This is a genomic window from Pseudomonas sp. ArH3a (assembly GCF_022648765.1).
Lineage (GTDB): Bacteria > Pseudomonadota > Gammaproteobacteria > Pseudomonadales > Pseudomonadaceae > Aquipseudomonas.
This window is the reverse complement of the sequence record NZ_CP080330.1, coordinates 5713701-5728925: the sequence shown is the minus strand read 5'-3', so window position 1 is coordinate 5728925 and position 15225 is coordinate 5713701. Positions and strand designations below refer to the sequence as shown.

The window sequence follows — 15225 nt, the reverse complement described above, 5'->3', positions numbered from 1 at the left end:
CTACCAATGCATTTCGATGAATAGGGCCTGAAAGGATCGCGCATGTTTGAAAACCTGACTGACCGTCTCTCGCAGACGCTGCGCCACGTAACCGGCAAGGCCAAGCTGACCGAGGACAATATTAAAGACACCCTGCGTGAAGTACGCATGGCGTTGCTGGAAGCCGACGTGGCCTTGCCGGTGGTGAAGGACTTCGTCAACTCGGTCAAGGAGCGTGCGGTCGGCACCGAAGTGTCCCGCAGCCTGACCCCGGGCCAGGCCTTTGTGAAGATCGTGCAGGCCGAACTCGAAAGCCTGATGGGCGCGGCCAACGAAGATTTGAACCTCAGCGCCGTGCCACCGGCCGTCGTGCTGATGGCTGGTTTGCAAGGTGCGGGTAAGACCACCACCGCCGGCAAGCTGGCGCGCTTCCTTAAAGAGCGCAAGAAGAAATCCGTGATGGTGGTGTCGGCCGACGTGTACCGTCCGGCGGCCATCAAGCAGTTGGAAATGCTCGCGGGCGAAGTGGGTGTGACCTTCTTCCCGTCCGACCTGAGCCAGAAGCCGGTCGACATTGCCAACGCGGCCATTAAAGAAGCCAAGCTGAAATTCATCGACGTGGTCATCGTCGATACCGCCGGTCGCCTGCACATCGACGAAGAGATGATGGGCGAGATCAAGGCGCTGCATGCGGCGATCAACCCGGTCGAGACGCTGTTCGTGGTCGACGCCATGACCGGCCAGGATGCGGCCAACACCGCTAAGGCCTTCGGCGACGCACTGCCGCTGACCGGCGTGATCCTGACCAAGGTTGACGGCGACGCCCGTGGCGGCGCCGCGCTGTCGGTACGCGCCATCACCGGCAAGCCGATCAAGTTTATTGGTATGGGCGAGAAGAGCGACGCGCTCGAGCCGTTCCACCCTGAGCGGATCGCCTCGCGTATCCTCGGCATGGGCGACGTGCTCAGCCTGATCGAGCAGGCCGAAGCCACGCTCGACAAAGACAAGGCCGACAAGCTGGCCAAGAAGCTGAAGAAGGGCAAGGGCTTCGACCTCGAAGACTTCCGTGACCAGCTGCAACAAATGAAGAACATGGGCGGCCTCGGCGGCCTGATGGACAAGCTGCCGAACATCGGCGGTGTGAACCTGGCGCAAATGGGCAATGCCCAGGGCGCGGCAGAGAAGCAGTTCAAGCAGATGGAAGCCATCATCAATTCCATGACCCCGGCCGAGCGCCGCGACCCTGAGCTGATCAGCGGTTCGCGCAAACGTCGGATCGCCATGGGCTCCGGCACCCAGGTGCAGGACATCGGTCGCTTGATCAAGCAGCACAAGCAGATGCAGAAGATGATGAAGAAATTCTCCGCGAAAGGCGGAATGGCCAAGATGATGCGCGGCATGGGCGGTATGTTGCCCGGCGGCGGCATGCCGAAAATGTAAAGTATTCGAGCGCAAGCACGCTTGCGCTCCGACCCACAAGGAAGTGGGATCTCCAGCAAACCCGCCATTGGCGGGAGCTGACTCGCCGTTTTAACCGACGGCTCTATAGCAGATCTGAGTGGCACGCTGATAGGCGCCAGAAAAAGACATTTGCAAAAGTCCGGATATTCCTTAGAATATGCGGCCTTTCGGGCACCTATGCCCGCTGTGCATTTAGATTTGCAGCACCGACTACAGGAACGATGTTCACATGCTAACAATCCGTCTTGCCCTTGGCGGCTCCAAAAAGCGCCCGTTTTACCACTTGACCGTAACTGACAGCCGCAACCCACGTGACGGCTCTCACAAGGAACAAGTTGGCTTCTTCAACCCGATCGCTCGTGGTCAAGAAGTTCGTCTGTCCGTGAACCAAGAGCGCGTAGCCTACTGGCTGAGCGTTGGTGCACAACCGTCTGAGCGTGTTGCTAAGTTGTTGAAGGACTCGGCTAAGGCCGCAGCCTGAGCAATATGAACGCGACGCCAGCTGTTGCTGATGATTTGATCGTTATCGGCAAGATTTACTCTGTTCATGGCGTTCGCGGCGAAGTGAAGGTGTATTCCTTTACTGATCCGACTGAAAACCTGTTGCAGTACAAAACCTGGACGCTCAAGCGCGAAGGTAGTGTGAAACAGGTCGAGCTGGTCAGTGGACGCGGGAGCGATAAGTTCCTGGTCGCAAAGCTCAAGGGTCTTGATGATCGTGAAGAAGCGCGTCTTCTGGCCGGTTATGAGATCTGCGTGCCGCGCAACCTGTTCCCTGAATTGACCGACGGCGAGTACTACTGGTACCAGCTGGAAGGTCTGAAGGTTATTGATCAACTCGGGCAATTGCTCGGGAGAATCGATCATCTTCTGGAAACCGGCGCCAATGATGTAATGGTGGTCAAGCCTTGCGCTGGCAGCCTGGATGATCGCGAACGCTTGTTGCCGTATACCGAGCAATGCGTGTTGGCCGTCGACCTGGCAGCGGGCGAGATGAAGGTGGAATGGGACGCGGACTTCTAAGCGTGGCTAATTTGCGCATTGAAGTGATCAGTTTGTTTCCCGAGATGTTCTCCGCCATCAGCGAGTACGGCATCACCAGTCGGGCGGTGAAACAGGGGCTGTTGCAGCTCACCTGTTGGAACCCGCGAGACTACACGACAGATCGACATCACACTGTGGATGACCGCCCATTTGGCGGTGGCCCGGGCATGGTGATGAAGATCAAGCCCCTGGAAGACGCGTTGGTTCAGGCCAAGGCTGCCGCCGGGGAGAAGGCGAAGGTAATTTACCTGTCCCCTCAAGGCCGTCAGCTGAAACAGGCTGGGGTCCGCGAACTGGCGAATGAGGAAGCACTGATCCTGATTGCCGGTCGCTATGAAGGCATTGACGAGCGGTTTATTGAAGCTCATGTCGATGAAGAGTGGTCGATTGGGGACTATGTCCTGTCTGGCGGCGAGCTGCCGGCGATGGTCCTGATAGATGCGGTTACACGACTGCTGCCTGGAGCTTTAGGGCATGCGGACTCCGCGGAGGAAGATTCCTTCACGGATGGTTTGCTGGATTGCCCGCACTACACCCGACCGGAGGTGTATGCGGATCAGCGTGTTCCCGACGTATTGCTAAGTGGCAATCACGCACACATCCGGCGTTGGCGTTTACAGCAGTCCCTTGGTCGGACCTATGAACGACGCGCCGATCTTCTGGAAAGCCGCTCGCTTTCTGGAGAAGAGAAGAAGCTGCTCGAGGAATACATCCTCGCGCGGGACGATAGTTAACAACGTATCGATGGTAGGTCCGACGACTTACCTTAGGAGCACAGCATGACTAACAAAATCATCCTTGCACTCGAAGCAGAGCAGATGACCAAAGAGATCCCTACCTTTGCCCCGGGCGACACTATTGTCGTTCAGGTGAAAGTGAAGGAAGGCGACCGTTCGCGTCTGCAAGCGTTCGAAGGCGTGGTAATCGCCAAGCGTAACCGTGGTGTGAACAGTGCTTTCACTGTTCGTAAAATCTCCAACGGTGTTGGCGTAGAGCGTACTTTCCAGACCTACAGCCCGCAAATCGACAGCATGGCCGTTAAGCGTCGCGGTGACGTACGTAAAGCCAAGCTGTACTACCTGCGTGACCTGTCCGGTAAAGCAGCTCGCATCAAGGAAAAACTGGCTTAAGTCCAGCTTCCCGATGCAGAAAAAAGCAGCCTACGGGCTGCTTTTTTGTGCCTGAAATTTGTCCATTGCCGGTATTTGCCCATGACCACCCGCCTCGAAGAAATCCAGCGTCGCACCGACCTGTCCGTGACCCACGTGACCAAGGCCGTGTTTCCGCCGACCACCAACCACCACAACACGCTGTTCGGCGGCACTGCGTTAGCCTGGATGGACGAAGTGTCGTTCATCACCGCTACGCGGTTTTGCCGTTTGCCGCTGGTGACGGTCTCCACCGATCGTATCGACTTTAACCATGCGATCCCGGCCGGCTCCATCGTTGAGTTGATTGGCCGTGTGATCAAGGTGGGCAATACCAGCCTCAAGGTCGAAGTCGAAGTGTTTGTTGAAAGCATGAGTGCTGATGGCCGCGAAAAAGCCATCCAAGGCGTGTTTAGCTTTGTCGCGATCGATGCCGACAAGCGGCCGGTGCCGGTGTTGCCTGGGTTTGTGGGCTGATCCGAGACCGAGTCGCAGCCATCGCAGGCACGCCAGCGCCCACAAGGAAATGCATTTTCAGTGTGGGAGCTGGCGTGCCTGCGATAGGATCTACCAGCCACCACCTTCATTCGCCTGAGCCCCTATGCCCGCCATTGACCACCCTTTGATCGACCGCTTCCTCGACGCCCTCTGGCTGGAAAAAGGCCTGTCGGACAACACCCGTCAGGCCTATCGCAGCGACCTGGCGCTGTTCAATGGCTGGTTGCAGGAAAAAAACCTCGAACTGATCAATGCCGGTCGTGAGCTGATCCTCGATCACCTGGCCTGGCGCTTGGAACAGAGCTACAAACCGCGCTCCACGGCGCGCTTTCTCTCCGGCGTGCGTGGCTTTTATCGCTACCTGCTGCGGGAAAAACTCATCGCCGTCGACCCAACTCTGCAAATCGACATGCCGCAGCTGGGTCGGCCATTGCCCAAATCCCTGTCGGAAGCCGACGTCGATGCCTTGCTCTCCGCCCCCGACCTGAGCGAAGCCATCGGCCAGCGCGACCGCGCCATGCTCGAAGTGCTCTACGCCTGCGGCCTGCGCGTGACCGAGCTGATCAGCCTGACCCTGGAGCAAGTCAACCTGCGCCAGGGCGTGCTCCGGGTGATGGGCAAGGGCAGCAAGGAGCGCTTGGTACCCATGGGCGAGGAGGCGATTGTGTGGGTCGAGCGCTACATGCGTGATGCCCGCGGTGAGTTGCTCGGTGGACGGCCCAGCGATGTGCTGTTCCCCAGCCTGCGCGGCGAGCAGATGACCCGCCAGACCTTCTGGCACCGTATCAAGCACCAGGCCAAGGTGGCTGGGATCGGCAAGGCGCTTTCGCCGCACACATTGCGCCACGCGTTTGCCACCCATTTGCTCAACCACGGTGCGGACTTGCGCGTCGTGCAAATGCTGCTGGGTCACAGTGACTTATCCACAACCCAGATCTACACCCACGTGGCACGCGCACGCTTGCAGGATATGCACGCCAAGCACCACCCACGCGGATAAAATAATGTCGGAAAAGGCCCTATTTACCCACCGCAGTCTGCCCTGCGGCCCAACTGTGGTAGGCTTTGCCGGTTAGCAAAGGGGACGGCCTCAGCCCGTATTTCCAGATCGGTGTTCCACACCCGTCCCTGTATCTGCCTTCAGGAGTTCCCATGCGCTTGACCCAGATTATTGCCGCCGCAGCGATTGCGTTGGTTTCCACCTTTGTTGTCGCCGATGACGCCGCCGAGCAAACGATTCGCAAGAGCTTGGCCAACCTGGCGCTCGACACGCCAATCGAAAGCATCAGTGCCAGCCCGATGGCGGGCCTGTATGAAGTCAAGCTCAAGGGCAGCCGCGTGCTGTACGCCAGCGCCGATGGCCAGTACATCGTCCAGGGCTACCTGTTCCAGCTGAAAGACGGCAAGCCGGTCAACCTGACCGAGAAAGCCGAGCGCCTGGGCGTGTCCAAGCTGATCAATGGTATTCCGGTGGCTGAAACCGTGGTTTATCCGGCCATCGGCGAGACCAAGACCCACATCACCGTGTTCACCGACACCACCTGCCCGTACTGCCACAAGCTGCACGCCGAAGTGCCTGCGCTGAACAAGCTGGGTGTGGAAGTGCGTTACGTAGCGTTCCCGCGCCAGGGCCTGGGCTCGCCGGGTGACGAACAGTTGCAGGCAGTCTGGTGCTCGGCCGATAAGAAAGCCGCCTTGGACAAAATGGTCGATGGCAAGGAAATCAAGGCGGCCAAATGCGCCAACCCGGTTTCCAAGCAGTTTGCCTTGGGCCAGTCCATTGGTGTGAACGGAACACCGGCCATCGTGTTGGCTGACGGCCAAGTGATTCCGGGCTACCAGCCGGCGCCACAAGTTGCCAAACTGGCACTGGGTGCGAGTAAGCAGTAATCGTCGAGCCTTTGACGATCTTGCCCCGTCGAACAGTCGGCGGGGCATTAATTGAGAGCCGCAGTTGTGCGGCTGTTTTTCACGGCCGGCCTTGAGTCGGCCGTTTCATGGGGAGTTCTTCAGTGAAACCGGTCAAAGTAGGCATCTGTGGGTTAGGGACCGTCGGTGGCGGCACCTTCAACGTACTTCAGCGTAATGCTGAAGAAATTTCCCGCCGTGCAGGGCGTGGGATTGAAGTGGCGCAAATTGCCACGCGTACGCCAAAGCCTCAGTTCCAAACGACCGGTATTGCGATTACCAACGATGTCTTCGCCGTGGCCACCAACCCTGAAATCGATATCGTCATCGAACTGGTCGGCGGCTACACCGTGGCCCGTGATCTGGTGCTGCTGGCCATCGAGAACGGCAAGCACGTGGTTACCGCCAATAAGGCGCTGATCGCCGTGCACGGCAACGAGATCTTCGCCAAGGCGCGCGAGAAGGGCGTGATCGTTGCGTTCGAAGCCGCCGTGGCCGGTGGCATCCCGGTGATCAAGGCGATCCGTGAAGGCCTGTCGGCCAACCGTATCAACTGGGTAGCCGGCATCATCAACGGCACCGGTAACTTCATCCTCACTGAAATGCGCGAGAAGGGCCGTACCTTCGAAGACGTGCTGGCCGAAGCCCAGGCCCTGGGTTACGCCGAGGCCGACCCGACCTTCGACGTGGAAGGCATCGACGCTGCGCACAAGCTGACCATCCTGGCATCCATCGCCTTTGGTATCCCGCTGCAGTTCGACAAGGCCTACACCGAAGGCATCACCAAACTGACCACTGCCGACGTGAACTACGCCGAGGCCCTGGGCTACCGCATCAAGCACCTGGGCGTGGCGCGCAGCACTGCGGCTGGTATCGAGCTGCGTGTGCACCCGACGCTGATCCCGGCCGACCGCCTGATCGCCAACGTCAACGGCGTGATGAACGCGGTGATGGTCAACGGTGACGCTGCCGGTTCTACATTGTTCTACGGCGCCGGCGCCGGCATGGAGCCAACCGCTTCCTCGGTGATCGCCGACCTGGTGGACGTGGTTCGCGCCATGACCAGCGACCCGGAAAACCGCGTGCCGCACCTGGCTTTCCAGCCGGATTCGCTGTCGGCTCACCCGATCCTGCCGATCGAGGCCTGCGAAAGCGCCTACTACCTGCGCATCCAGGCCCAAGATCATCCGGGCGTGTTGGCTCAGGTCGCAAGCATCCTCTCGGAGCGCGGTATCAACATCGAGTCGATCATGCAGAAGGAAGTCGAGGAGCAAAACGGCCAGGTGCCGATGATCCTGCTGACCCACCGCGTGCTCGAGCAGCACATGAACGATGCCATCCGGGCGCTCGAATCTCTTCAGGGCGTGGTTGGGCCGGTCGTTCGTATTCGCGTCGAACATCTAAATTAATTCAGCTGCAAGCGCCAAGCTGCAAGCTGCAAGTAAAAGCAGAGCTGCTTTAACTTGAAGCTTGTCACTTGAAGCTTGAAGCCCAAACCGAAGGTTTGCCCCTATGCGTTACATCAGCACCCGCGGCCAGGCACCGGCCCTGAATTTCGAAGACGTTTTGCTCGCCGGCCTTGCCACTGACGGCGGCCTGTACGTGCCGGAAAACCTGCCACGTTTTACTCAGGAAGAAATCGCTTCGTGGGCTGGCCTGCCATACCACGAGCTGGCGTTCCGGGTGATGCGCCCGTTCGTCACCGGCAGCATTCCGGATGCGGATTTCAAGAAGATTCTGGAAGAGACATACGGCGTGTTTTCCCACAGCGCCATTGCCCCGTTGCGCCAACTGAACGGCAACGAGTGGGTGCTTGAGCTGTTCCACGGGCCAACCCTGGCGTTCAAGGACTTCGCCCTGCAACTGCTCGGTCGCCTGCTCGATTACGTGCTTGAAAAGCGCGGCGAGCGCGTGGTGATCATCGGCGCTACCTCAGGTGATACCGGCTCGGCGGCCATCGAAGGCTGCAAGCATTGCGAAAACGTTGACATCTTTATCCTGCACCCGCACAAGCGCGTGTCGGAAGTGCAGCGTCGCCAGATGACCACCATTTTTGGCGAGAACATCCACAATATCGCCATCGAAGGCAACTTCGATGACTGCCAGGAAATGGTCAAGAACAGTTTCGCTGACCAGAGCTTCCTCAAAGGCACGCGCCTGGTCGCCGTAAACTCGATCAACTGGGCGCGGATCATGGCCCAGATCGTTTACTACTTCCACGCAGCCCTGCAGTTGGGCGGCCCGGCACGTTCGGTGTCGTTCTCGGTGCCGACCGGCAACTTCGGCGACATCTTTGCCGGCTACCTGGCGCGCAACATGGGCCTGCCGATCAACCAGTTGATCGTCGCCACCAACCGCAACGACATCCTGCACCGCTTCATGAGCGGCAACCAGTACGTCAAGGAAACCCTGCACGCCACGCTGTCGCCGTCCATGGACATCATGGTGTCGTCGAACTTCGAACGCCTGCTGTTCGACATGCACGGTCGCAACGGCGCCGCGCTGGCCGAGCTGATGAGCAGCTTCAAGAGCGGTGGCGGCTTCAGCGTCGAGCAAGAGCGCTGGACCGAAACCCGCAAACTGTTCGACTCCTTGGCGGTGGACGATGCACAGACCTGTGAAACCATTGCTGAGGTCTTTGCGCAGACCGGCGAACTGCTGGACCCGCACACCGCTATCGGCGTGAAGGCCGCACGCGAATGCCGACGCAGCCTGGACATCCCGATGGTGATCCTCGGTACGGCTCACCCGGTCAAGTTCCCGGAAGCGGTAGAGAAGGCGGGTGTGGGCAAAGCGTTGGAATTGCCGGAGCACTTGGCCGACCTGTTCGAACGCGAAGAGCGCTGTACGGTGTTGGCCAATGACTTGAAGGCCGTGCAGGCGTTTGTCAGCCAGCATGGCAACCGCGGCAAGCCACTCTGACCCAGCGGTTTTGCGTGGTGGACCAAGCCCGTCTTCGTGACGGGCTTTTTCATTCTGGCGAGCCATACTTGCGCGGCGACTGACAAGAACAATCAAGGAAACCCAACCGGTGAGTATATCGACCCGAGCACGCGTGTGGATGACGTGCGTGTTGTTGCTATTGCCGGTCTCGGCAAGCCTGGCCGCTGTCAGCCTGCCGTTCAAACTGGTGCCGGCGTTTATAGCCATGGAGCCCATGCCCCTGACGGCCAGCGAGCAACAATGGCTTGCAGCGCATCGGCCATTAAAAGTGGGCATCTCGATTGATGACTATCAACCGATTGATATCACACGCGACCGCAATCGCTACCAAGGCATCAGCGCCGATTACCTGAGCCTGATCGGCGCGCGTTTGAATGCGCCGATGCAAGTACTGGGTTTTTCCGAACGGGCGCAGGCGGTAGAAGCGTTGCGGACCGGTGCCATCGATATCCTCACCAGCGCCAATGGCTACGAGCGTGACGTGCCGGGGCTGCGCTTTACCGCAGACTATATGCCGGACCGTTCGGTGGTGGTTGTGCGTCGGGATGACACCACCCAGAACGAGAGCCTTGAGGACAAGAAGGTGGTGTTGCTGGACGGCTACGCCAACGTCAAGAACGTCCATCAGGCGTATCCCGGCAGCCACATCATGCTGGCGCCGAATCTCTACAGCGGTTTGGAAGCGTTGGCACAAGGCGATGCCGATGCGTTTATCGGCAACGAAGTGATCGTGCGTGCGTACACGTCGCTGCGGCCCCATCTGGGCTTGCAGATCAAAGTGGAAAGCCGGCTGGCGCCCATTGGTTTTGCTTTTGCCACACGCGAGGCCGACCCGCAGTTGGGGGCGATGATGGACCAGGCGCTGTCGAGTATCGACGAGTCCGTGCAGCGCGAAATCCTCGCGCGCTGGACCACCGGCCTGGGCGTCGGGGTGGTCGCTGAGCGCATAGCGCTGTCGGCCTCGGAACGCGCATGGGTGCTCCAGCATCCCCATGTGGTGGTGGCGTCCCAGCCACTCTCGCCGTACCTATTCAAGGACAAGGACGGCCAGTGGGTGGGGCTGAATGTGGACTTGCTCAACCGCATTTCACGCACGACCGGCTTGCAGTTTGTCATGGAGGAAGTGGCGTCCACGGCACAATCCTTGGCGTTGCTGGAAACGGGCAGGGCGGACATGAACACCACCCTGGCCGAGAGTCAGGAGCGCAAGGCATTCCTCAATTTCAGCCATGGTTTTGGTGGCTCCGGCTGGGTGTTTATCCAGCGCGCGGACGAGCCGCCAGTGGCCAGTTTGAGCGAGCTTTCAGGCAGGGTGCTGGCGCTGCCGTCACGGCATGTCCTGGAAGGGTACATTCGTCGCGAACACCCTGGGATCGAGCTGCGCTCGGTCGATACTTACGCCCAGGCCCGCGAACTGGTAACGCGGGGCGATGCGGCGGCGACTATCCAGAGTGAAGTGGAAGTACAAAGCTACCCGGCCGATGAGTTGCGCATCGGTCGCAGTGTCGAGGGCAAGTGGTCGGCCAACTGCTTCTCGGTGCGTAAGGATCAGCCCGAACTGCTGAGCATTCTGAACAAAGCGTTGGAGGCGCTTCCGGTAGCGGAGTTGAGCGCCCTGCGTATGCGTTGGCTTGGGGCCGTGCCGGTCCTGGTGCCCGCCTGGCAACGTGTGCCGCCCTGGGCCTATTGGACGGTCGCCATGGCGTTGTTGTTTGTGCTCGTGTCGCTGGCATGGAACAGCCGGCTTAAGCGCCAGATTCGTCAGCGCCTGCAGGCCGAGCAACGGCTTAACGACCAGTTAGCGTTCAAGAGCGCACTGCTGGACGGGATGCCCAACCCGGTGTTCGTTCGCGACCTGGCCGGGCGGCTGGTGACCTGCAACACCCGCTATGAGCAGCAATTGGCGACCACGCGTGAACAGATCAAGGGCCTGACGCTGATGGAGAGCGGCCTGTTGCCCGAAGCCGTTGCTGCGCGCTTGCACGCCGAGCACATGGAGCAGTTGGCAACGCAACAGTCGCTGTTCGTAGACCGGCAATTGGAGTTCAACGGTGGGACCTTTCATGTCTACCAATGGACGGTGCCGTTCTTTGACGCGAAGGGCCAATTGCAGGGGTTGCTCGGTGGCTGGATCGACATCAACGAGCGCAAACTCCTGGAACACCAGTTGATGGACGCACGCCAGGCCGCTGACGAAGCGAACTACGCCAAAAGCGCCTTTCTTTCGACCCTGAGCCACGAGATTCGCACACCGATGACCGCCATTATTGGTTTGCTTGAGTTGGAGCAAGAACGGGCACTGGCCGAAGGTAATACCGTGTCCGAGGCACTGCAGGTGGCCCATCGTTCTGCACGAGAGTTGATTGCCCTGATCGGTGACAGCCTGGACCTGGCGAAGATTGAAGCCGGCCATCTGCAACTGGCGCCGCAGACCACGGACTTGAGAAGTTTCTTTGAGGGCATACAGCGGCTGTTTGAAGCCATGGCGCAAAAAAAAGGCCTGCATTTGACACTGGCTTTTGATCCCGCTGCGCAAGGGCACTACTGGTTCGACCCGCTGCGCCTGCGCCAAGTCCTCCATAACTTGTTGGGTAACGCGCTCAAATTTACCCAGCGCGGTGAGGTTCGCGTCAGTGTCGAGTGCAAGCGTGATCCGGTGGGTGCTGAATACTTGCATCTGTGTGTGGAAGACAGCGGCCCCGGCATCGGTATTGAGCAGCAGGCGCGGGTGTTCAAGCCGTTTATACAGGTCAGCGCGCTGACGGCTGCCGAGCACGGTGGGACCGGCCTGGGCTTGAGCATCTGCCAGCAGCTGGTGGAATTGATGGGCGGGCGCATCACCTTGAACAGTGTGGTGGGGGAAGGCACGGCAGTGTGTATCGACCTGTATCTGGACCGGGTCAGCAGTGACGACGTGCCTGCGGCACTTGCTGCGTCGTTGCCTGTCGCTGGCCGCAGCCTTTCGGTGCTGGTGGTCGATGACCTGCCGGCCAATCGTCTGGTGCTGGTTCAGCAGCTACAGTTTCTGGGCCATCAGGTCGTGGCCGTCGACTCGGCGGAGGCCGCCTTGCAGTGCTGGCGACGGGAGGTGTTTGACGTGCTGGTCACCGATTGCAACATGCCGGGCATGTCCGGCTACGCCTTGAGCGAGACGATCCGCCAAATTGAAGCGCGCGAGCAACGACCGCGCAGTGCGCTGGTGGGCTGCACGGCCAATGCCTTCGATGACGAACAGCAGCGCTGCCGCGAGGCAGGAATGGATGAACTGCTGGTCAAGCCCGTGACCCTTGAACACTGGACGCGCGTGCTTGCCCGCTTGGCGCCTTCGCGCTCGTTCAGTATCCAGACCCTGCGGGCCATGACCCAGGCCGACGGGCCAGTCTTGCAGCGCATGTTGCAGGAACTGGCCAGGAGCCTTGAGCAGGAACACAACGTGATGGCCGCCGCCATGACAGAACACGACCTGGCCCGGCTGTCGGCCTCTTTGCACCGGCTGAAGGGGATTTGCTGCCTGGTGGATGCATTGCCGCTGGCCAAGGCCTGCGTGGCGCTTGAAGCCTGTATCCGGGATCCGCGTAACGCACAGATCAACGTGCACTGGGTGACGCTGTGCGAAGCCTTGGTCGAGTTCCGGCGCGAGCTGGACGCCTGTCTGAATCAGCCTGAATAGGACATGTCCTATGGGGAAGGCGCGGGTTTTTGACTAGTCTGTAGACTCTCGCTTTCCCCGGTTACGTGTCCATGCGCTCACTCAAAGTCCTGATTCTTGAAGACAACCCGTTCCAGCTGATGGCCCTGCATCAGATGCTCAATGCCAACGGCGTGTTCAATGTGCTCACCGCCGAAACGGTTGACGCTGCCCGCCAGTCCCTGGAAAGCAAGGGCGCGGTGGACATTGCGATATGTGATCTGTACCTGGAGCAGGGCGATGGTCTGGAGCTGATTCGCGAAATGGCCGAACGCCGCCAGGCTCAAGTATTGATCCTGCTGAGCAACGCCGAGCCGGATGTGTTGGACGGGGTGGCGAACATGGCGCGGCAGTTGGGGCTCAACGTGCTCGGCTGCTTGCCCAAGCCTGCGTCGGCAACACTGATCGGGCAAATGCTGACGGCTTGCCAGGCACGCTTGCGGCCGGGGTTGCCGGGGACGTCCTGGGAGCGGGTGCGCCAGTTATTGGGGGTGAGCGACATCGAGCCGTTGCCGCCCTCTGCGGACGTGAGCCAGGTTGCGATCGCACGCTCTGGCACTGTCTGGTATCAGCCAATCGTCAGCCAGGCAGGCGCGTTGCAAGGTGTGGAGGCGCTGGCACGTTGGCAGGCCCCGCAAGGCGAGTTGCTGTTACCTGACGAATTCCTGCCGGTGCTGGAATTTGCCGGAATGGAAGAGGCGTTTACCTGGCACGTGCTCGAACAAGCGCTGGGCCTGGCCTGCCAAGTGAAGCACGAGACCGGCCAAGTGCTGCCGGTGGCGGTGAACATTCCGGGGCGGATGCTGGAGCGCTCGCACTTCCCCGAGGTGTTGCAAGGCTTGCTGCAGCTTCATGGTGTACCCGCGCATAGCTTGACCCTGGAACTGGTGGAAACCTCGCGGTTGAAGACCGACAGCGCCCACGTCACCGGCTTGCTGCGGTTGCGGATGATGGGGTGCAAGCTGTCCATCGGTGATTTCGGCGTGGGCGGTACTAGTCTGCAACGCTTACTGGAGTTGCCCTTCAGCGAGCTGAAAATTCCCCCGGCGTTTGCCAGCGGCATGGCCAGTGACGATCGCAAGGCGGCGGTGGTTGCCGGCGCCATGAGCATGGCCGGGCGACTGGGCATCGGTGTGGTGGTCACCGGGGTTGAAAGCGCTGCCGATTATCACGCGGTGGGTGAACTGGGCGCGGCATGGCTGCAAGGCTGCTTTATTGCCCGGCCCATGGGCGCTGAGGCACTGAAACAATGGATTGCGTCTCAGGCTAGGCCAGCCCGTGTTCCTGTACGTAGATGAACAGGGCCGCATCGTTGTTCAAGCCAAGCTTGCGCATGGCGCTGACTTTTTGCGCGCTGACGGTTTGTTTGCTGCGATGAAGGTGCGCGGCGATCTCGCCCACCGTCAACCCTCCCGCGAGCAGGCGGATGACTTCCAATTCGCGGGGTGACAGCGCGTCCAGGGAGTGCACACGATCGTCACCGCCCAGGTTCAATGCCTGACGGATCGCGTGGGCTACGTAGCGTCGCCGCTGCCGCACGTGGCGGATGGCTTGCGGCAGCTCATCGGCGAGGCTGGCCTTGCTCAACAGGCCCATGACGCCCAGTTCGAGGATGGCATGAAACAACCCCGCGTTATTGAGCATGGTCACCACCACAATCGGCAGAGCCGGGTAATGTCGGCGCACCTGTTCAATCAGGCGCAAGCCGTCTGCGTGTGGGGCGGCGGGCATCATGAAGTCGGTGACCAGCACATCGCAGGCGCACTGTCGCAATAGCTCGGCAAGGGCCTCGGGGGAATTGGCTTCACCGACGATCGTCAGCCGTTCGTCGCGCTCCAGCACCGCCCGCAGGCCGATGAGGAAAATCGGGTGGTCATCGGCCAGGACGATGCGAAGTGGCGATTCAGACGCAGCTCTCAAGACAGGCTCCCGGGATAATTCGGGGATTTTAGCCTGTAAAGCGCAGGAGCGGCATGAGGGCAGGGTCAAGCACTGTGTAAAACGCCGTTTTCCCCGCAAAACAGCCACCCTTTGCGTAAGCAGTTAGGTGCGGCCGTTTTTTGCTTGTCATGTTGCAAGCGCATGCTGGTTCACGTCACTCCCTGACGACCCCATAAAGACGATAAAGCGAACTTTCCTACGTCATAACCAGTCACTTAGGATAGAGGCAGCTGCCGTTGAAACGATTGTTCCCGAACTATTGAGTGGTGATCGAGATGGAAAGTATCAGCCTATTGCTCGAAGAAGCACTGAGCCCTTATCAGGTGACATTGACCACCGCAGGTGTGCAGGGCGAATGCCTGGTGACCGTGAAGAACCCGGCCGGCGCCATTGTTGTCGAGCGTGAAGTCGACCGCGCGCAATTGACTGATAAACGCGTGCTGGTGGATGTGGTGGATTGCCTGCTGCGCGACCTGAAAATCGCCGAAGGGCGCCTGGAGCCTTCCGTCATCGCGGCATTGCGCAACGCTGCCCAGACGCGCAATGGCGCCGCTGCATGAAGAATTGTTTGTCTAGGGAAACTTCCTACAGCATGGCCGGTCAGATTTTGTAACA

14 protein-coding genes are annotated in these 15225 nt (G+C 59.9%); 13 read left to right on the top strand and 1 reads right to left on the bottom strand.

What is annotated here, in order from left to right:
• Nucleotides 1–42: 42 nt before the first annotated feature.
• The 12 genes from ffh to K0P33_RS26215 all read left to right on the top strand — a co-directional run bounded on the left by ffh (nt 43) and on the right by K0P33_RS26215 (nt 13967).
• Entirely contained in the window at nt 43–1419 is a 1377-nt protein-coding gene (ffh, locus tag K0P33_RS26270) for a signal recognition particle protein (RefSeq protein WP_010207982.1), read from the top strand.
• Nucleotides 1420–1669: 250 nt separating this feature from the next.
• Complete coding sequence (gene rpsP / locus K0P33_RS26265) at nt 1670–1921, top strand: 30S ribosomal protein S16 (RefSeq protein ID WP_003238923.1); 252 nt, start codon at nt 1670–1672, stop codon at nt 1919–1921.
• Nucleotides 1922–1926: 5 nt separating this feature from the next.
• Entirely contained in the window at nt 1927–2463 is a 537-nt protein-coding gene (gene rimM / locus K0P33_RS26260) for a ribosome maturation factor RimM (RefSeq protein ID WP_242152354.1), read from the top strand.
• Nucleotides 2445–3218 carry a tRNA (guanosine(37)-N1)-methyltransferase TrmD gene (trmD, locus tag K0P33_RS26255; protein WP_016977714.1) on the top strand — a complete coding sequence of 258 codons (774 nt, stop codon included), beginning with the start codon at nt 2445–2447 and terminating at the stop codon, nt 3216–3218. Before rimM ends, trmD begins: the two co-directional genes overlap by 19 nt.
• A gap of 45 nt (nt 3219–3263) precedes the next feature.
• Nucleotides 3264–3614, top strand: a complete 351-nt coding sequence (rplS, locus tag K0P33_RS26250) for a 50S ribosomal protein L19 (RefSeq protein WP_003175895.1) — start codon at nt 3264–3266, stop codon at nt 3612–3614.
• 81 nt (nt 3615–3695) lie between these two features.
• Complete coding sequence (locus tag K0P33_RS26245) at nt 3696–4109, top strand: acyl-CoA thioesterase (protein ID WP_094951946.1); 414 nt, start codon at nt 3696–3698, stop codon at nt 4107–4109.
• 124 nt (nt 4110–4233) lie between these two features.
• Nucleotides 4234–5130 (top strand): site-specific tyrosine recombinase XerD, encoded by an 897-nt coding sequence (xerD, locus tag K0P33_RS26240; RefSeq protein WP_242152352.1) that lies wholly within the window; start codon nt 4234–4236, stop codon nt 5128–5130.
• A 152-nt stretch (nt 5131–5282) separates the two neighbouring features.
• The gene (locus K0P33_RS26235; RefSeq protein ID WP_094951948.1) at nt 5283–6020 is read left to right on the top strand and encodes a thioredoxin fold domain-containing protein; all 738 of its coding nucleotides are present in this window, start codon (nt 5283–5285) and stop codon (nt 6018–6020) included.
• A gap of 122 nt (nt 6021–6142) precedes the next feature.
• Nucleotides 6143–7447: a homoserine dehydrogenase gene (locus tag K0P33_RS26230; RefSeq protein WP_094951949.1), complete on the top strand. Its 1305-nt coding sequence runs from the start codon at nt 6143–6145 to the stop codon at nt 7445–7447.
• 103 nt (nt 7448–7550) lie between these two features.
• Complete coding sequence (gene thrC / locus K0P33_RS26225; RefSeq protein ID WP_094951950.1) at nt 7551–8960, top strand: threonine synthase; 1410 nt, start codon at nt 7551–7553, stop codon at nt 8958–8960.
• Between the two features lie 139 nt (nt 8961–9099).
• Nucleotides 9100–12651, top strand: coding sequence for a transporter substrate-binding domain-containing protein (locus K0P33_RS26220; protein ID WP_242156123.1), 3552 nt, complete (start codon nt 9100–9102; stop codon nt 12649–12651).
• A gap of 71 nt (nt 12652–12722) precedes the next feature.
• Nucleotides 12723–13967, top strand: a complete 1245-nt coding sequence (locus K0P33_RS26215) for an EAL domain-containing response regulator (RefSeq protein WP_242152350.1) — start codon at nt 12723–12725, stop codon at nt 13965–13967.
• Here K0P33_RS26215 and K0P33_RS26210 read toward each other — a convergent pair.
• Nucleotides 13936–14589, bottom strand: a complete 654-nt coding sequence (locus K0P33_RS26210) for a response regulator transcription factor (protein WP_094951952.1) — start codon at nt 14587–14589, stop codon at nt 13936–13938. The genes K0P33_RS26215 and K0P33_RS26210 overlap by 32 nt on opposite strands.
• 296 nt (nt 14590–14885) lie before the next feature.
• On the opposite strand from K0P33_RS26210, the gene K0P33_RS26205 reads away from it, so the two are divergent.
• Complete coding sequence (locus tag K0P33_RS26205; RefSeq protein ID WP_094951953.1) at nt 14886–15170, top strand: DUF3509 domain-containing protein; 285 nt, start codon at nt 14886–14888, stop codon at nt 15168–15170.
• The last annotated feature ends 55 nt before the right edge of the window (nt 15171–15225 follow it).